The following is a 17,823-nucleotide window of genomic DNA, read 5'->3' on the forward strand; positions in this document are numbered from 1 at the left end:
ACATAAAGCCGGGTGACCGGCCTCTCACTGACCACCAGCGTCGGACCGTAGCCCCTACCGCGCGAGCGGTTTAGTCCATCGTCAAATGCCCGACCTGCGGCAAGGATGTCCGTTGGGTATCCGAAAACCGTTTTCGTCCGTTCTGCTCGGAGCGCTGCAAGCAGATCGATCTCGGCGCGTGGGCGGCCGAAAAATACAAGATCTCGGGAAATTCGCAGGAAACGCCGCCGGACGACGATTCGCACGGCGGCCTGAACTGAGCGCGCGCGTTTATTCGCGCTCTTCCTCTTCGAGCCATTCGAGGATCGGAATGGCCGCGGGCAGCAACGGCGCGACGTCGACCGGAAGCGTCTGCCAGGTGATCGCCTGACCTTCGCGCCCGCGCGGCGCACCCGTCCAGTCCGTCACCTTGCAGAAAAAGAGACGCACGTACGCGTGCGGATAGTCGTGCTCGAGCGTGCGCCAGAGCTGGCACGCGGTGACGTCGATGCCCAGTTCCTCGTGCAATTCGCGCCCGAGCGCGGCCTCGACGCTCTCGCCCGCTTCCAGCTTGCCGCCGGGAAATTCCCAGTAGCCTTCGTACGGTTTGCCTTCGGGCCGCTGAGCGAGGAGATAACGTCCGTCGTGCTGCACCATCACGCCGACCGCGACTTCGGTCACCTTACGGCCATCGGGCGCGATATCGCTCGTCGAGCCGGTCGTCGAATCGGTCATTGCTTGCGTCCCGACCAGTCGCGCGCGAACTGCCATGCCACACGGCCCGAGCGCGATCCGCGTTCGAGCGCCCAGACGAGCGCATCGCCGCGCGCGTTTTCGATTTCGGTCGCATCGCAGCCGAAATGCTTCAGCCAGTGGCCGACTATCGAAAGATAGTCGTCCTGCTTGAACGGATAGAAGCTGACCCACAGCCCGAAGCGCTCGGACAGCGAGATCTTCTCCTCGACGACTTCGCCGGGGTGAATTTCACCATCGGACGTATGCTTGTACGTCTCGTTGTCGCTCATGTATTCGGGCAGCAAGTGGCGCCGGTTCGACGTTGCGTAGATCAGCACGTTGTCGGATTGCGCCGCGACCGATCCGTCCAGCGCGACCTTCAGCGCCTTGTAGCCCGATTCGCCTTCTTCGAAGGAAAGATCGTCGCAGAACACGATGAAGCGCTCGGGCCGCGCAGAGATCAGATCGACGATATCGCCGAGATCGTGCAGATCGTCCTTGTCGACTTCGATCAGACGCAGGCCGTCCTTCGAGTACGCGTTCAGGCACGCCTTGATCAGCGACGACTTGCCCGTGCCGCGCGCGCCGGTCAGCAGCACATTGTTCGCGGGCAACTTCTTCACGAATTGCTGCGTGTTCTGCTGGATCAGACCTTTTTGTCGATCGATGTTCTGAAGGTCATCGAGCGAGATATCCGAAATGGCCGTCACGGGCTGCAGAAAACCGCGTCCCTGACGCTTGCGCCAGCGAAACGCCATGGCGGACGACCAGTCGATATCGGGCGTCGCCGGCGGCAACATGCCTTCGATGCGCGCCAGCACGGCCTCGGCGCGGCTAAGGAATTGTTCGAGTTTGTCCATGCTTACGAGCGGTAGTCGGCGTTGATGCTCACGTAATCGTGCGAAAGATCGCAAGTCCAGACGGTCGCCGTCGCGTTGCCGCGACCGAGCACGACGCGAATCAGAATCTCGCTCTTTTTCATCACGCGCTGGCCGTCTTCTTCCTTGTACGCGGGATTGCGGCCGCCCGCTTTCGCGACGAGTACGTCATCGAGATAGAGATCGATCTTACCGACATCGAGATCCGTCACGCCCGCATAGCCGATCGCCGCAAGAATGCGGCCGAGGTTCGGGTCCGACGCGTAGAACGCGGTCTTCACGAGCGGCGAATGGCCGATCGCGTACGCGATCTGACGGCATTCCGCCGCGTCCTTGCCGCCTTCGACCGTGACGGTCATGAATTTAGTTGCGCCCTCGCCGTCGCGCACGATGAGCTGCGCGAGATCCTGCGCGACTTCCGTCACCGCGTCGCGCAGCGCGACGTAGGCGGGCGAATCCGTCGACGTGATCGCCGGCAGCGACGATTTACCCGATGCGATCAGGATGAACGAATCGTTGGTCGACGTATCGCCGTCGATCGTGATGCAGTTGAACGAACGATCGGCGACATGCTTCACGAGTTCGTCGAGCACCGGCTGCGCGACCTTGGCATCGAAGGCGAGGAAGCCGAGCATCGTCGCCATGTTCGGGCGGATCATGCCGGCGCCCTTGCTGATGCCCGACAATGTGACCACGTGCCCGTCGATCGTCACCTGACGCGACGACGCCTTCGGCAGCGTGTCCGTCGTCATGATGGCTTGTGCAGCGTCGAACCAGTGCGCGGCCTGTTGATTGGCGAGCGCGGCGGGCAGGCCGGCCTTCAGGCGATCGATCGGCAGCGGCTCAAGAATCACGCCGGTTGAGAACGGCAGAATCTGTTGCGCATCGAAACCCGCGAGGCGCGCGAGCTCCGCGCAGGTCTCGCGCGCGTGCGCCATGCCCGGCTCGCCCGTGCCCGCGTTCGCGTTGCCCGTATTCACGACGAGCGCACGGATGCCCTTGGCCGCCGCGAGATGCTCGCGACAGACCGTCACCGGCGCTGCGCAAAAGCGGTTCTGCGTGAACACGCCCGCGACGCTCGCGCCTTCATCGACGCGAATGACCAGCACGTCCTTGCGATTGGGCTTGCGAATGTTCGCCTCGGCCCAGCCTAGCGTGACGCCGGCGACGGGATGAAGCGCTGCGGGATCGATCGAGGGGAAATTGACGGCCATGTTCGCGTCTCGCTGAGGGTGGCGAGTGCCGGCAAGGACCACCGGCACGCTATGAAAGACTGACGCCGTTTCGCTGCATGAAACCGGCGCCGTGAATGTTGGGTTCTGCAAAGACAAACGACGCATCGCTGCGTCGTTTGGGTGCGGTCACCAGCCGATTACGCCAGCTTACCGTGACAGTTTTTGTACTTCTTGCCGCTGCCGCACGGGCAGGGGTCGTTGCGGCCGACCTTCGGCACTTCGTCCGACGGGTGCGTCGCCACGCTGATGTCGTCGCCAGTGGCCATCGCCTGGCTGACCATCTGCGCGGTGGCGCTCGCCGCGGCCGCTGCGGGCGTCGGGTCCGCCGCCGGCGCGTTGAACTCCGCGTGCGTGAACGACACGTTCTCCAGATGGCTGCCCATCTCTTCGTACTGCTCGGCGGCTTCTTCGAGTTGCTCCGGCGACTGGATCTGCACGTTCATCACGACGCGCGTGACTTCCTGCTTCACGGCGTCGAGCATCGCGGCGAAGAGCTCGAACGCCTCGCGCTTGTATTCCTGCTTCGGGTTCTTCTGCGCATAGCCGCGCAAATGGATGCCCTGACGCAGATGATCGAGCGCGGCGAGATGCTCGCGCCAGCGGCTGTCGAGCGTCTGCAGCATGATCGAGCGCTCGAACGCGCTGAACGATTCGCGGCCCACCATCGCGACCTTCGCCTCGTAGGCTTCGTCGGCGGCGGCGAGCACCGCTTCGCAGATTTCCTCGGCATCGATCGAGTTCGACTCGTTGATCATCTCCTGGACGGCGAGATCGAGCGACCAGTCGTTGCGCAGCACTTCTTCCAGCTCGGGCGCTTCCCACTGCTCTTCGATGCTGCCCGCCGGCACGAACGTACGCACCACGTCGCCGATCACGCTCTGACGCATCGCGGCGATGGTTTCCTGCACATCGTTCGCTTCGAGCAGCTCGTTGCGCTGCTGATAGATCACCTTGCGCTGATCGTTCGAGACGTCGTCGTATTCGAGCAGTTGCTTGCGGATGTCGAAGTTGCGCGCTTCGACCTTGCGTTGCGCGCCTTCGATGGAGCGCGTGACCATGCCCGCTTCGATCGGCTCGCCCTCGGGCATCTTCAGGCGATCCATGATCGCGCGCACGCGGTCGCCCGCGAAAATGCGCAGGAGCGGATCATCCAGCGACAGATAGAAACGCGACGAGCCCGGATCGCCCTGACGGCCCGCGCGGCCGCGCAGCTGGTTGTCGATACGGCGGGACTCGTGACGCTCGGTGCCGATGATATGCAGACCGCCCGCGGACTTCACGTGATCGTGCAGCGCCTGCCATTCGTCGTGCAGCTTCTGGATGCGCGCGGCTTTCTCGTTCTCGGGAATCGACAGATCCGCTTCGATGAACGACGCCTGCTTCTCGACATTTCCGCCGAGCACGATGTCCGTTCCGCGGCCGGCCATGTTCGTCGCGATCGTGACGACGCCCGGACGGCCCGCTTCGGCGACGATCGCCGCTTCGCGCGCGTGCTGCTTCGCGTTGAGCACTTCGTGCTTCACGCTCTGCTGGCTCAACAGACCGGACAGCAGCTCGGACGCTTCGATCGACGTGGTGCCGACGAGCGTCGGCTGACCGCGCTCGACGCAATCGCGAATGTCGCGAATCACGGCGTCGTAGCGCTCCTTCGACGTCTTGTAGATCTGGTCCTGCTTGTCGGCGCGCTTCGGCGGACGGTTCGTAGGAATCACGACCGTTTCGAGGCCGTAGATTTCCTGGAATTCATACGCTTCCGTATCGGCTGTGCCGGTCATGCCCGACAGCTTCGAGTACATGCGGAAGTAGTTCTGCAACGTGATGGACGCAAGCGTCTGGTTCTCGGCCTGAATCTGGACGTGTTCCTTCGCTTCGACGGCCTGATGCAAACCGTCGGACCAGCGGCGGCCGTTCATCATGCGGCCCGTGAATTCGTCGACGATCACGACTTCGCCGTTCTGCACCACGTAATGCTGGTCGCGCAGGAAGAGCGTATGCGCGCGCAACGCGGCATAGATGTGGTGCATCAGCGTGATGTTCTGCGGCGCGTAGAGGCTCTCGCCTTCGCCGATCAGGCCCCACTCGGCGAGCAGGCGCTCGGCCTTCTCGTGGCCCGATTCGGTGAGGAACACCTGACGCGCTTTTTCGTCGAGCGTATAGTCGCCCGGCTTCTCGACGCCCGTGCCGTCCGCCTTCTCTTCGCCGATCTGCTGTTCGAGCAGCGGCGGCAGCGCATTCATGCGCACGTAGAGATCCGTGTGATCTTCCGCCTGGCCGGAGATGATGAGCGGCGTGCGCGCCTCGTCGATGAGAATCGAGTCCACTTCATCGACGATCGCGAAATTGAGCGGCCGCTGCACGCGCGAATTGGTCTCGTAGACCATGTTGTCGCGCAGATAGTCGAAGCCGAACTCGTTGTTCGTGCCGTATGTGATGTCCGCCGAGTAGGCTTCCTGCTTCTGCGAATGCTCCATCTGCGACAGATTCACGCCGCATGAGAGCCCGAGGAAGTTGTAGAGGCGCGCCATCCATTCGGCGTCGCGCTGGGCGAGGTAATCGTTCACCGTGACGACATGCACGCCGCGGCCCGACAGCGCGTTGAGATACGCGGCGAGCGTCGCGACGAGCGTCTTGCCCTCGCCGGTGCGCATTTCCGCGATCTTGCCGTAGTGCAGGACCATGCCGCCGATGAGCTGGACGTCGAAGTGGCGCATCTTCAGGATGCGCTTGCTCGCCTCGCGGCAGACGGCGAACGCCTCGGGCAGGATCACGTCGAGCGACTCGCCGCCCGCGACGCGCTGGCGGAACTCATCGGTCTTGGCGCGCAGCTGGTCGTCCGAGTATTTCTCGACGGTCGGCTCGAGGGCATTGATCGCCGCAACGGTCTTTTGATATTGCTTGACCAGCCGCTGATTGCGGCTGCCAAAAATCTTCTGAAGGAAACCGGTCGTCATCGGATCAGTGTCTGCGTCGCGGCTTCGGACGGGCCGCAGCACCAAGCTGCGTCCGGGCTCGGAGAACCTCGGCGACTTAAGTCCATAGGGTGAAATCGAATCGGGAATTTTAGCACGCGAGTTTGTCAGACCTTGCGTCGGCTGCCCGTCCGCGCGTCGGTGCTGCGCGACAGTCAACGGGTTGAAAGCTTGGCTACAGGCGGACTCCGGACAGACCTGCGCCACCGGGACTGTGGCCTGCCTCGCGTACAATCGAACCGTTCCATCGGGCGTCCGCCTCGACAAAAATGAGCCGCTTTTCTACAAATTCAAGATCACGTTTCGATCCGCGCCGGCCGCAAGCCGTTTCCGACGTGCTCGATCGTACCGATGCCTTCCGCGCCTTGCGCGCGGGCGTCGAACAGGTGGCGGCGCTGCAGCGCGACCTGAGCACGCTCCTGCCGGATTATCTGGCGTCGAACGTGGAGCCGGGCTTCATCAAGGACGGCGTGCTCGCGCTGTTCGCCGCGCACAATGCGCTGGCGGCGCGCCTGCGGCATCTGGAACCGCGTCTGCTCTCGGATCTCCAGCAGCGCGGCTGGGCCGTCGATGCACTGAAAATCCGCGTGCGCCCCCAGTCGATGAAAGAGCCCACGCCGCCGAAGCAAGCGCGGATGTCACCCGCGGGCGCGTCGGCCCTTCAGGAGTTGGCCGAAACGCTCGAACCGTCGCCGCTGCAGGAAGCGCTGGCACGCATGGCGGCGCGCCATCGGGCGGGGAAATAAACAAAGTGACATTGCGCGCATTCGGGCGCCGACGAATTGAAAATCCTTCGAACGGTCAATAACGATTATCCAGCCGCCTGAGTGTTCATCACTTGCTCGCAAAACTGCAAAAAAAATAATCAGCGAGACAACCCCGCCATTCATTGACAAATGATTACACGCGGACGGTTTTTATCACATTAGATATCCGCGCATTGCTAGAATCCGGCGCAATTTCGTTCGCTCAGCCGCCCGTTCGCTGCACGCGTCAGTCGATCGTAAATAGCTTCTCAGCATGCCATCTCGGCCATTCCCGCTGGCGGGAGGCAAACGCACGCTCGGACGTCGCGTCGCGCATTCGCTTTCCGGCTGAACGAACTCAGTATCAACACCTCGGGATTTTTCCGGCCGAGCAATGACTGGCTCCGCAATGTTAAGTATTGTCGCAATCGACGCCCTTATATTTTGTTTCGTTTTTATCGCCGCGGCTTATTCGATTGCCGCCGCAATGGCGATGCCGCGATTCGAACGTCGCATTGCAAAGCAGCCTGAAAACGAAATCGATGAACAAAGCGTGAGCGTGCTCAAGCCCCTTTGCGGCGCCGAACCGCGTCTGTTCGAAAATCTCGCGACTTTCTGCGAACAATCGCATCGCGAGTTCGAGCTGATTTGCAGCGTCGCTTCATCGAGCGATGCGGCGATCGGAACGGTTCGCCGCCTGCAGGCTACCTATACGAAGTGCGCGATTCGCCTCGTGGTCGATTCCCGCGTGCACGGCCGCAATCTCAAGGTGAGCAATCTCATCAACGCGGCGCAGCATGCGCGCCATGACATCATCGTGGTGGCGGACAGCGACATCGCCGTAACGCCCCACTATCTGCGCACCGTGACCGCGCCGCTCGCCGATCCAACGGCCGGCGTCGTCACGTGTCTTTACCGCGCGGCCCCGGTTGCTGGGTTTTGGTCCCGCGTCGGTTCGCTCTTCATCAACGAGTGGTTCGCACCTTCCGTGCGTGTCGCGCATGGCGGCGGCTCGCGGCGCTATGGTTTCGGCGCGACGCTCGCGCTCACCCGCGCGACGCTCGATGCGATCGGCGGATTCCACGCGCTCAAAGACTGCCTCGCCGACGACTATTATCTGGCTGAATATCCGCGCCGCCTCGGACTGCGCACGGTGCTCGCGCCGATGATCGTCGGCACCGACGTGGCCGAACCGAGCCTCTCCGCCCTGTGGCAGCGGGAGACGCGCTGGCTGCGCACGATCCGCTCGATCAACCCTGCGGGCTTCGCGTTTCTGTTCATCACGTTCACCTTGCCGTGGATGGCTGCCGGCGCTGCGATCGCGTTATCGAACTGGCCTTCGCCGCTGGCCGTGCCGTTGCTCGTCGCGTCATGCGCCGGTCTCGCGGCCCGGATCGCGCTCCATGCGCGCGAGTCACGCCACGCGCGTTCGTTCTGGCGCGACCTGGCTCTCGTCCCGCTGCGCGACGCGCTTCTCGCACTCGAATGGCTCGCGGCCGTGTTCGGTTCGCGCGTCGTCTGGCGGGGCGTGCATTTGTCCGTCGAGCGTGGCGTGCTGCCCAGGACCGCGGGCTCGATGCCGTCGCGACGCTGAACCCACAACCTTCATACACGCCGCGACCGTCCAGTGCGCAGCGTTCGATCCATCTTTCATCGCAACATAAGTTGCCGGAACTTTCATGAAGACGCTCTTTCTTCAGGCGCCGTCGTTCGACGGCTTCGACGGCGGCGCCGGTTCACGCTATCAGGCGAAGCGCGAGATCCGCTCGTTCTGGTATCCGACTTGGCTCGCGCAACCTGCCGCGCTCATTCCCGATAGCCGCGTGCTCGATGCCCCCGCCGATGGCCTTTCCGTCGATGCCACGCTCGATATCGCCGCGCAGTACGAGCTCGTCATCATCCATACGAGCACGCCTTCGTTTCCGTCCGATGCGCTCTTCGCCGAACATCTGAAAAAGCGCGCGCCTTCGATCCTGATCGGCATGGTCGGCGCGAAGGTCGCCGTCGATCCGCACAACTCGCTGGCCGCAAGCGATGCGATCGATTTCGTGTGCCGCGAGGAATTCGACTACACGTGCAAGGAGATTGCCGAGGGCCGCGCGTTGGCCTCCATTCGCGGCTTGAGCTATCGCTTGCCCGATGGCGCGATCGAGCACAACGAAGCGCGTCCGATCCTCGAAAACATGGACGAACTGCCGTTCGTCGCGCCGGTCTACAAGCGCGATCTGAACGTGAAGAACTATTTCATCGGCTATCTGAATTACCCGTACGTGTCGATCTATACGGGGCGCGGCTGCCGTTCGCGCTGCACGTTCTGTCTGTGGCCGCAGACGGTGGGCGGACATCGTTATCGCACGCGCTCGGTCGAGAATGTGCTCGAAGAAGTAAAGTGGATTCGCGACAACATGCCCGAAGTGAACGAGATCATGTTCGACGACGACACCTTCACCGACTTCAAGCCGCGCGTCGAGGAAATCGCGCGCGGGCTCGGCAAGCTTGGCGTCACGTGGTCGTGCAACGCGAAAGCCAACGTGCCTTACTCAACGCTCAAGATCATGAAGGAAAACGGCCTGCGGCTTCTGCTCGTCGGCTATGAATCCGGTGACGATCAAATCCTTCTGAACATCAAGAAAGGCCTGCGCACGGATATCGCGCGACGCTTCGCCGATGATTGCCGCAAGCTCGGCATCAAGGTGCATGGCACATTCATTCTCGGTCTGCCGGGCGAAACGAAAGAGACGATCGAGAAGACGATTCAGTACGCGAAGGAAATCAATCCGCATACGATTCAGGTGTCGCTCGCCGCGCCCTATCCCGGCACGACGCTCTATAACCAGGCCGTCGAAAACGGCTGGCTCGAAGAGAACAAAACGATCAATCTCGTCAGCAAGGAAGGCGTGCAACTGGCCGCGATCGGCTATCCGCATCTGTCGCGCGAGGAGATCTATCATGGGCTGGAGCGCTTTTATAAGCGCTTCTATTTCCGTCCGTCGAAGATCTGGGAAATCGTTCGCGAGATGCTCACGAGCTGGGAGATGATGACGCGGCGTCTGCGCGAAGGCGTCGAGTTTTTCCGGTTCCTGCGCGCGCACGAGGCGTGATGCGGTGCGCGGTCTGATCGTTACCGCTGACGACTTCGGCCTGCACGAGCGCGTGAATGCCGCGGTCGCGCGAGCGCATCGCGATGGCGTGCTCACGTGCGCGAGCCTGATGGTCGGTGCGAGCGCCGCCCACGACGCCGTGAAGATCGCGCGCGACTTGCCGGACTTGCGCGTCGGGCTGCATATCGTGCTCGCGGACGGTCCTGCGGTCCTGCCGTACGCCAGCATTCCCGCGCTCGTCGATGAAAACGGCCGCTTCGCGGATCGCATGGTGCGCGACGGCTTTCGCTTCTTCTTTCTACCGGAAGTGCGCCGCCAACTGGCGCGGGAGATCCGCGCCCAATTCGAAGCCTTCGCCGCGACCGGGCTCGCGCTCGATCACGTCAACACGCACAAGCATTTCCATCCGCACCCGACGGTGCTGTCGATGATTCTGGATATCGGACGGGAATTCGACATGCGCGCGATACGCCTGCCGTTCGATACCGGCGCGCCGCTCGCGCTGCGCCCGTGGATCGCGCTGATGCGTGCGCGGCTCGCTCGCGCAGGCATTGCCCATAACGATCGCGTGTACGGCATGACGGCGAGCGGCGCGATGGACACCGCCACGATGCTTCAGGCGCTCACGCATCTGCCGCCCGGCGTCACGGAAATCTACTGCCATCCCGCGACGCCCGCCGATGCGCCGATCACCGCGTCGATGCGCGACTACCGCCACGCCGACGAACTCGATGCGTTGCTGTCGCCACGCGTCGCGGCGGCGATCGCGTCGGCAAATCTGGTATGCGGCGGATTCGCGGACCTCTTCCCTTCCCCGACATGAAACGCCTGCTGCGCTGGGCGATGCTTCCCGCAGGTATCGTCGCGCTGATTGCGTTCGTGCTGCATCAGGGCGTGCACGACGTCGTCGCGGCCATCGATCAAGCCGGATGGGCGCTCCTGTGGCTCGTGCCGTTCCACGCGCTGCCGCTGCTGCTCGACGCGCAAGGCTGGCGCGTGCTGCTTGGCGGCCGCGCTTCGCTCGGCTTCCTGTGGTGGGTCGCGGCCGTGCGCGAAGCGGTGAGCCGGTTGCTGCCCGTCGCGAGCATCGGCGGAGAAGTGGTCGGCATGCGGCTCGCCCGATGGCGCGTGCGGGACGCGACGGCCGTGAGCGCGTCGGTGATCGTCGAAGTGCTGGTCACGATCGGCGTTCAGTATGCCTTTTCGGCGCTCGGCATCGTACTGGCGCTGACGTCGCGGCGCGGCGCCGGCATCGAATCGATTGCGCTCGGTCTGTTGTTGTCGCTGCCGCTGCCCGTGCTCGTCTTCGCACTCGTCAAGAAGGGCGGATGGTTTCAGGCGTTCGAGCGTTTCGCGGCGCGGATGTTCGGCGCGTCGCATCCTTTGACGCAAGGCATTGGCGGCGCGAACCTCGATGCCGCGCTCGATGCCCTGATGCGCCAGCCCGGCACGCTGCTGCGCGCGTTGGCCTGGCAACTTGCCGGTTATATGCTGGGAGCGCTCGAGGTGTACTGGGCGCTGGCGTTGCTCGGCCAGCCCGTGACGATCGGCGAAGCGCTTGCCATCGAAGCCCTGACGCAGGCGGTTCGGCACGCTGCGTTCATGGTGCCTGCGGGACTGGTCGTTCAGGAAGCGGCCGTGATGGCGTTCGCGAGCATGTTCGGCGTCGGCATGGACGCCGCGATTGCGCTTCCGCTCATCAAGCGCATGCGGGAAACGATCTTCGGATGTATTGCGCTGGCTAGCTGGCAGATCGCCGAAATGACCAGGCGTCAGCGAGAGCGCTGCTCATCGGCGAATGCAGCAGGCGACATCTGATATACGACGCGCAAAAAAATGAGCGGTGCTTTCGCTACCGCTCATTCCTCACTGCTCGATCAAGGCCTGATATCAGGCAAACGCCGTTTGCGTGTCGAATCCGAATCCGCGCGGCGCCTTCTGCGTGTCCTCGAAGGTGACGATCTCGTAGGCGTCTTCGTTCGCGAGCAACTCACGCAGCAGCATGTTGTTCATCGCATGGCCGCCCTTGTACGCCTTGTACGACGCCAGCAACGGATGACCCACCACATACAGGTCGCCGATCGCATCGAGCATCTTGTGCTTTACGAATTCGTCGTCGTAACGCAGGCCGTCGTTGTTCAGGATGCGGTATTCGTCCAGCACGATCGCGTTGTCCATGCTGCCGCCGCGCGCCAGGCCGAGCTCGCGCATCATTTCGACTTCGTGCGCGAAGCCGAACGTGCGCGCGCGGGCGATTTCGCGCACATATGACGTCGTGGCGAAATCCACTTCCAGGGCCTGACCGGTTTTGTCGACGGCCGGATGGCGGAAATCGATGGTAAAGCTCAGCTTGAAGCCGAAATACGGTTCGAGACGCGCGAATTTGTCGCCGTCACGCACTTCGACCGGCTTCGTCACCTTGATGAATTTCTTCGGTGCGTTCTGCTCTTCGACACCCGCCGACTGAATCAGAAACACGAACGAAGCCGCGCTGCCGTCCATGATCGGGATTTCCTCGGCGGTGACATCGACATACAGATTGTCGATGCCGAGGCCCGCACATGCCGACATCAAGTGCTCGATAGTCGACACGCGCGCGCCGTCCTTTTGCAGCACGGACGCGAGACGAGTGTCGCCGATCGCCATCGCGGACGCGGGGATATCGACCGGCTCGGGCAGGTCGACACGCGAAAACACGATGCCCGTGCCAATCGGCGCGGGACGCAGGGTCAAGTCGACCTTGCGGCCGGAATGGAGCCCGATACCCACGGTTTTGACGACGGTCTTGATTGTTCGCTGCTTCAACATGATGTTCTTCCGATGTGTTTTTCCTATAAAGGAAATCAATCGCCCATTAGACACTAATAGCTCGAATTATACTCCATCCATTTCGCGCCGTCGTGATCCGGGAAGTATCAACTGTTTCCCTGTGTTACGCCGAATCGGCAGCAAAGTGAAGTAGAACGGGCCGATGCCCGGAATGGAGGCATTTCCGGTCATCGGCCCCAAGTTGCGGCTCAGTGCGAGGGCGCTTCGAGCGTTGCGCGCAGGCAACGCAGCGCCACTGCAATCAGCGCAACGTCGCCAGGATGCTTTGAGCGTCGCTGACTTCGAACTTGCCGGGCGCTTCGACGGACAGCGTCTTGACCACGCCGTCGTCGACCACCATCGCGTAACGCTGGGAACGGATTCCCATGCCACGCGCGGACAAATCCTGATCCAGTCCGAGTGCCTGAGTGAAACGCGCACTGCCGTCCGCAATCATCCTCACCTTGCCCGAGGTTTGGAGATCGCGTCCCCACGCGCTCATCACGAACGCGTCGTTGACGGAAACGCACCAGACTTCGTCGATACCGGCCGCGGACAGGTCCGCCGCTGCATAGACATAGCCAGGCACGTGTCTGGCGGAGCACGTCGGCGTGAACGCGCCCGGCAATCCGAAGATCACCACGCGCTTAGCCGCGCTCCGCTCGCGCACCGGGAACGCATTCGGTCCCACGGCACAGCCTTCGGTCGCCTCCTCGATGAACTCGAAGAGACTGACATCGGGCAACGTGTCACCCACTTTGATCATGCTCGGTCCTTCCCTCATCAGTGCTCGCGACACCCTTGCGATCGCATCGTCCCGCGGCGTTACCGAACTCCATTGCGGCGATCCCGGCTTCAATCTGCCTTCCTCGACGTCAGGGGCAAATTCGTGGGGGTCGGCTGGCCACGGCCAGGCGTCCATTTCGAAACAGGACGCGGCCTTGGACAGTCGCCCCACGCGAAGCCCGCATCATCCGCGCCGGTCGTTCAGCGCGTGCACGCGGTGTGCTGCATCGTCATGACGAAACCAGCAGCAAATACCGTGCGTGCGCTTAGTCCGCTTGCTTGCGCAGGAACGCCGGAATGTCGTACGTATCGACGCCCTTCTCTTGCAGCGCCTGCACGTGCGATGCCGCCGTTTCACGCGTCGAACGCCACACCGCCGGGGTGTCGAGCTGACCGTAGTCCGTCGTGCCCTGACCATGCTGCGTGCCGTACGAGTTGTGCGCGGTGTGATGCGCATGCGCGACCGGCTGGTTGTCGGTGCCCGTGCGCAGGAGCGTCATCGGCGCTTGCTGCTGTTTCTTCGCCGCGCGGCCCAGACCCGTCGCCACCACCGTCACGCGCAGCGCGTCGCCCATCGCGTCGTCGTACACGGCGCCGAAGATCACCGTGGCGTCATCGGCAGCATACGACTTGATCGTGTTCATCACTTCACGCGTTTCCGACAGACGCAGCGAACGGCTCGACGTGATGTTCACCAGCACGCCACGCGCACCCGACAGATCCACGCCTTCGAGCAGCGGGCTCGCGACGGCCTGTTCCGCAGCGAGACGCGCGCGATCGACGCCGGCGACCGTCGCCGTGCCCATCATCGCCTTGCCCTGCTCGCCCATCACCGTTTTCACGTCTTCGAAGTCGACGTTCACGAGACCATCGACGTTGATGATTTCCGCGATACCGGCCACAGCGTTGTTCAGCACGTCGTCCGCGCACTGGAAGCACTTGTCCATCTCGGCGTCATCGCCCATCACCTCGAACAGCTTGTCGTTCAGCACGACGATCAGCGAGTCGACGTGATCCTCCAGCTGCTGCGAACCTGCTTCCGCCACGCGCATGCGACGGCCGCCTTCGAACTCGAACGGCTTGCTCACGACGCCGACGGTCAGAATGCCCATTTCCTTCGCGATCTGCGCCACGACCGGCGCCGCGCCCGTGCCCGTGCCGCCGCCCATGCCAGCGGTGATGAACACCATGTGCGCGCCGCGCAGCGCATCGGCGATACGCTCACGCGCGTCTTCTGCCGCTTCCTTGCCCTTGTCCGGCTTCGCGCCCGCGCCGAGACCGGTCATGCCGAGCTGCAGCACCGTCGGCGCGCGCGAACGAGCGAGCGCTTGCGCGTCGGTGTTCATCACGATGAAATCCACGCCCTGCACGCCACGCGTGATCATGTGCTGCACCGCGTTGCCGCCCGCACCACCAACGCCGACGACCTTGATGATCGTTCCGTTGGTTTCCGTTTCCAGCATTTCGAAATCCATGTTGCCTCCGTCAAGAATGAAGATCGGCGTTATTCGATGAGAGATCGGGCAACCTCACATCGCGCGCCAGCCGCCGGTACCAGCGCGTAGTTCTTTTGATGCTTCTTCTTTAAAAATTCCCGAGAAACCAGTCCTTCATCCTCGAGAACACTTGTCCCATCGAGCCGTTCTGCACCGCGACCTTGCGGCCGCGCATGCGTTGCGAGCGTCCTTCGGCGAGCAGACCCATTGCGGTGGAGTAGCGCGGATTGCGCACGACATCAGCAAGACCGCCCGCGTATTCCGGCACGCCGATTCGCACCGGCTTCAGGAAGATGTCTTCGCCGAGCTCGACCATGCCGGGCATCATCGCCGCGCCGCCGGTCAGCACGACGCCACTCGACAGCAGCTCTTCGTAACCCGACTCGCGCACGACCTGCTGGACCAGCGAGAACAACTCTTCGACGCGCGGCTCCACGACCGCCGCCAGCGCCTGACGCGACAGCGTGCGCGGACCGCGCTCGCCGAGGCCCGGCACTTCGATCATTTCGTCCGGATCGGCGAGCGCTTGCTTCGCGATGCCGTAGCTCACCTTGATGTCTTCCGCATCGGGCGTCGGCGTGCGCAGCGCCATCGCGACGTCGCTCGTGATCTGATCGCCCGCGATAGGAATGACCGCGGTATGACGGATCGCGCCTTCGCTGAAGATGGCGATGTCGGTCGTGCCGCCACCGATATCGACGAGCACCACGCCCAGTTCCTTCTCGTCCTCAGTCAGCACCGCAAGCGACGACGCCAGCGGTTGCAGAATGAGGTCGTTCACTTCGAGCCCGCAGCGGCGCACGCACTTCACGATGTTCTGCGCCGCGCTCACCGCGCCCGTGACGATATGCACCTTCACTTCGAGGCGGATGCCGCTCATGCCGATCGGCTCGCGCACGTCCTCCTGCCCGTCGATGATGAATTCCTGCGTCAGGATGTGCAGCACTTGCTGATCGGTCGGGATGTTGATCGCCTTGGCCGTCTCGATCACGCGCGCGACATCCGCCTGCGTGACTTCCTTGTCCTTGATCGCGACCATGCCGCTCGAATTGAAGCTGCGGATATGGCTGCCCGCAATGCCGGTAAACACGTTTGTGATCTTGCAATCCGCCATCAGCTCGGCTTCTTCGAGCGCGCGCTGGATGGATTGCACCGTGGCCTCGATATTGACCACGACGCCCTTCTTCAACCCCTTCGAGTCGCTCTGACCGAGTCCGATCACCTCGTAGTGGCCTTCGCCCTTCAATTCGGCGACGATCGCGACCACCTTCGACGTTCCAATGTCGAGGGAAACCAGCAGGTCTTTGTAGTCTTTGCTCATAGCGTGCTCATTGCCTGTGATGTCTGCTTACTTCTTGGCCTTGTCGGTGTCGTTGATGAAACGCATGTTCGCTGCGCGTATCGCGAAGCCGTTCGGGTAACGCAAATCCGCATATTCGATGTCCTTCCCCCATCTTCCCGTCACGGACGGCCACGACGCGACGAAACGCTTGCAGCGCTCGTTCAGCGTGTCCTGATTGCGCTCGCGGCCCAGCTCGATCTGCGTGCCGTTCGAAAGCTTGACCGTCCACGCGAAACGCGGCGACAGCGTCACTTCGTCCGGCTGCGCATCGAGCGGCGCGAACCACTTCTGAAAATCGTGATACCTCGCGACCACTTCCTTTGCCGTGCCCTCGGGGCCGTCGAACGCGGGCAGGTCGTCGTCGAGCTCGCCCTGATTCGCGGTGAACAGCTCGCCGTCGACGCTCACCAATTGATCCGTGCCCCACGTGCCGAGCGGCTTGTATTCCTCGAGCGTCACCGCGAGCGCGTTCGGCCATACGCGGCGCACGCTTGCATGACGTACCCACGGCACCTGCTCGAACGCAGCGCGCGCCGCGTCCAGATCGACGGTGAAAAAGTTGCCCTTCAAATGACCGACCACGCTTGCGCGCACGACCGGCGAACTGATGTGCGACGTGTCGCCGTCGATCTGAAGTTCGCGCAGTCGAAACTCGGGACGCTGGATCGCCCAGTAACCCGCGGCGGCCAGCAGCAGCAGCACGAGCACGACGTGCAGCGCATTGGCGGCGAGGTTGAGTTGGCGAACGTTGTTCCACATGGTTTCGCTTGTTCGTGTCCGGTGTGTGATCGACCTGATTGAGCGACCTAATTCTTCAGCGTGAGCGAGAGCACTTTCACGACGAGATCCTTGTAGCTGATGCCGACCGCGCGCGCGGCCTTCGGCGGCAGCGAGTGATCCGTCATGCCGGGCGCCGTGTTCACTTCGAGGAAATACGGGTTGCCGTTCGAATCGAGCATGAAGTCGGCGCGGCCCCAGTCGGTGCAGCCGAGAATCTCGAACGCGCGCCGGGTCAGCTCCTTCATGCGCGTTTCCTCGGCTTCGCTCAGGCCGCACGGAATCAGGTATTGCGTGTCGTCGGCGACGTACTTCGCGTGATAGTCGTAGAACTCGCCGGCCGGCACGATCTTGATGACCGGCAAGTCGAGATCGCCCGCGATACAGCACGTGAACTCGCCGCCGCCTTCGATGCTCTTCTCGACGATCACGATCTTGTCGTACTGCACCGCTTCTTCGAGCGCCGGCACGAGGGTTTCCGCGCTCTTCACCTTGATGACGGCGACGCTCGAGCCTTCGCTCGCCGGCTTCACGAAGAGCGGCAGCCCGAGCTTCGCGACGATGTCCTGCGCGCGCGCCGCGTAGTCTTCGCCGCGGAAAACGGTTTCGAACGGCGGCGTCGGAATGCCGGTCTGCTGCCACACGAGCTTCGTGCGCAGCTTGTCCATGCCGAGCGCCGAGCCGAGCACGCCGCTGCCCGTGTAACGGATGCCGTAGAAATCGAGCGCGCCTTGCAGTTGCCCGTTCTCGCCGTAACCGCCATGCAGCGCGATGAACGCGCGCACGAAACCTTCGGCCTTCAGATCCGAGAGCGGATGCCGCGCCGGATCGAACGCGTGCGCGTCGATGCCGGCTTCGCACAGGCCTTCGAGCACGAGGCGCCCCGAATTGAGCGAGACCTCGCGCTCGGCGGAATTTCCACCCAGCAGCACCGCGACTTTGCCAAAGACTTTCGGATCGATTTGATTCAC

At 62.9% G+C, this 17,823-nt stretch carries 16 protein-coding genes; 6 read left to right on the forward strand and 10 right to left on the reverse strand.

The features are described from left to right. Positions 1 to 77 precede the first annotated feature (77 nt). The gene (locus tag AWB74_RS36720) at positions 78 to 260 is read left to right on the forward strand and encodes a DNA gyrase inhibitor YacG (RefSeq protein ID WP_087039400.1); all 183 of its coding nucleotides are present in this window, start codon (positions 78 to 80) and stop codon (positions 258 to 260) included. Between the two features lie 10 nt (positions 261 to 270). On the opposite strand, the gene AWB74_RS36725 is transcribed toward AWB74_RS36720, so the two are convergent. The 4 genes from AWB74_RS36725 to secA all read right to left on the reverse strand — a co-directional run bounded on the left by AWB74_RS36725 (position 271) and on the right by secA (position 5,778). Next, the gene (locus AWB74_RS36725) at positions 271 to 714 is read right to left on the reverse strand and encodes an NUDIX domain-containing protein (protein ID WP_061151513.1); all 444 of its coding nucleotides are present in this window, start codon (positions 712 to 714) and stop codon (positions 271 to 273) included. Continuing rightward, positions 711 to 1,574: an ATP-binding protein gene (locus tag AWB74_RS36730; protein WP_061151514.1), complete on the reverse strand. Its 864-nt coding sequence runs from the start codon at positions 1,572 to 1,574 to the stop codon at positions 711 to 713. Before AWB74_RS36730 ends, AWB74_RS36725 begins: the two co-directional genes overlap by 4 nt. A 2-nt stretch (positions 1,575 to 1,576) precedes the next feature. Next, positions 1,577 to 2,806: a bifunctional glutamate N-acetyltransferase/amino-acid acetyltransferase ArgJ gene (argJ, locus tag AWB74_RS36735; protein WP_061151515.1), complete on the reverse strand. Its 1,230-nt coding sequence runs from the start codon at positions 2,804 to 2,806 to the stop codon at positions 1,577 to 1,579. A gap of 158 nt (positions 2,807 to 2,964) precedes the next feature. Beyond that, positions 2,965 to 5,778, reverse strand: a complete 2,814-nt coding sequence (secA, locus tag AWB74_RS36740; RefSeq protein ID WP_061151516.1) for a preprotein translocase subunit SecA — start codon at positions 5,776 to 5,778, stop codon at positions 2,965 to 2,967. A 287-nt stretch (positions 5,779 to 6,065) separates the two neighbouring features. Here secA and AWB74_RS36745 point away from each other — a divergent pair, with 287 nt between their 5' ends. The 5 genes from AWB74_RS36745 (at position 6,066) to AWB74_RS36765 (ending at position 11,461) form a co-directional block, all read left to right on the forward strand. Further along, the gene (locus tag AWB74_RS36745) at positions 6,066 to 6,542 is read left to right on the forward strand and encodes a DUF721 domain-containing protein (protein WP_061151517.1); all 477 of its coding nucleotides are present in this window, start codon (positions 6,066 to 6,068) and stop codon (positions 6,540 to 6,542) included. Between the two features lie 394 nt (positions 6,543 to 6,936). Beyond that, positions 6,937 to 8,136, forward strand: coding sequence for a bacteriohopanetetrol glucosamine biosynthesis glycosyltransferase HpnI (gene hpnI / locus AWB74_RS36750; protein ID WP_061151518.1), 1,200 nt, complete (start codon positions 6,937 to 6,939; stop codon positions 8,134 to 8,136). Positions 8,137 to 8,221: 85 nt separating this feature from the next. Further along, on the forward strand, positions 8,222 to 9,643 hold the full coding sequence (gene hpnJ, locus AWB74_RS36755) for a hopanoid biosynthesis associated radical SAM protein HpnJ (protein WP_061151519.1): 1,422 nt from the start codon (positions 8,222 to 8,224) through the stop codon (positions 9,641 to 9,643). A gap of 4 nt (positions 9,644 to 9,647) precedes the next feature. Further along, positions 9,648 to 10,466, forward strand: coding sequence for a hopanoid biosynthesis-associated protein HpnK (hpnK, locus tag AWB74_RS36760; RefSeq protein WP_061151520.1), 819 nt, complete (start codon positions 9,648 to 9,650; stop codon positions 10,464 to 10,466). Beyond that, positions 10,463 to 11,461, forward strand: coding sequence for a lysylphosphatidylglycerol synthase domain-containing protein (locus tag AWB74_RS36765; RefSeq protein WP_061151521.1), 999 nt, complete (start codon positions 10,463 to 10,465; stop codon positions 11,459 to 11,461). The genes hpnK and AWB74_RS36765 overlap by 4 nt, the downstream gene beginning before the upstream one ends. Before the next feature lie 72 nt (positions 11,462 to 11,533). Here the strand turns inward: AWB74_RS36765 and lpxC are convergent, their stop codons facing one another. The 6 genes from lpxC to AWB74_RS36795 all read right to left on the reverse strand — a co-directional run bounded on the left by lpxC (position 11,534) and on the right by AWB74_RS36795 (position 17,823). Further along, a complete protein-coding gene (gene lpxC / locus AWB74_RS36770) occupies positions 11,534 to 12,451 on the reverse strand; it encodes a UDP-3-O-acyl-N-acetylglucosamine deacetylase (protein ID WP_061151522.1) in 918 nt (305 codons plus the stop codon). Between the two features lie 262 nt (positions 12,452 to 12,713). Beyond that, complete coding sequence (locus AWB74_RS36775; protein WP_061151523.1) at positions 12,714 to 13,217, reverse strand: peroxiredoxin; 504 nt, start codon at positions 13,215 to 13,217, stop codon at positions 12,714 to 12,716. A gap of 286 nt (positions 13,218 to 13,503) precedes the next feature. Then, positions 13,504 to 14,712, reverse strand: coding sequence for a cell division protein FtsZ (gene ftsZ, locus AWB74_RS36780; protein WP_061151524.1), 1,209 nt, complete (start codon positions 14,710 to 14,712; stop codon positions 13,504 to 13,506). 109 nt (positions 14,713 to 14,821) lie between these two features. After that, positions 14,822 to 16,054 (reverse strand): cell division protein FtsA, encoded by a 1,233-nt coding sequence (ftsA, locus tag AWB74_RS36785; RefSeq protein WP_008342980.1) that lies wholly within the window; start codon positions 16,052 to 16,054, stop codon positions 14,822 to 14,824. A 27-nt stretch (positions 16,055 to 16,081) separates the two neighbouring features. Continuing rightward, positions 16,082 to 16,834 (reverse strand): cell division protein FtsQ/DivIB, encoded by a 753-nt coding sequence (locus AWB74_RS36790; RefSeq protein WP_061151525.1) that lies wholly within the window; start codon positions 16,832 to 16,834, stop codon positions 16,082 to 16,084. A 47-nt stretch (positions 16,835 to 16,881) separates the two neighbouring features. After that, positions 16,882 to 17,823 (reverse strand): D-alanine--D-alanine ligase, encoded by a 942-nt coding sequence (locus AWB74_RS36795; RefSeq protein WP_061151540.1) that lies wholly within the window; start codon positions 17,821 to 17,823, stop codon positions 16,882 to 16,884.

It is taken from the genome of Caballeronia arvi, from assembly GCF_001544695.2.
Classification (GTDB): domain Bacteria; phylum Pseudomonadota; class Gammaproteobacteria; order Burkholderiales; family Burkholderiaceae; genus Caballeronia; species Caballeronia arvi.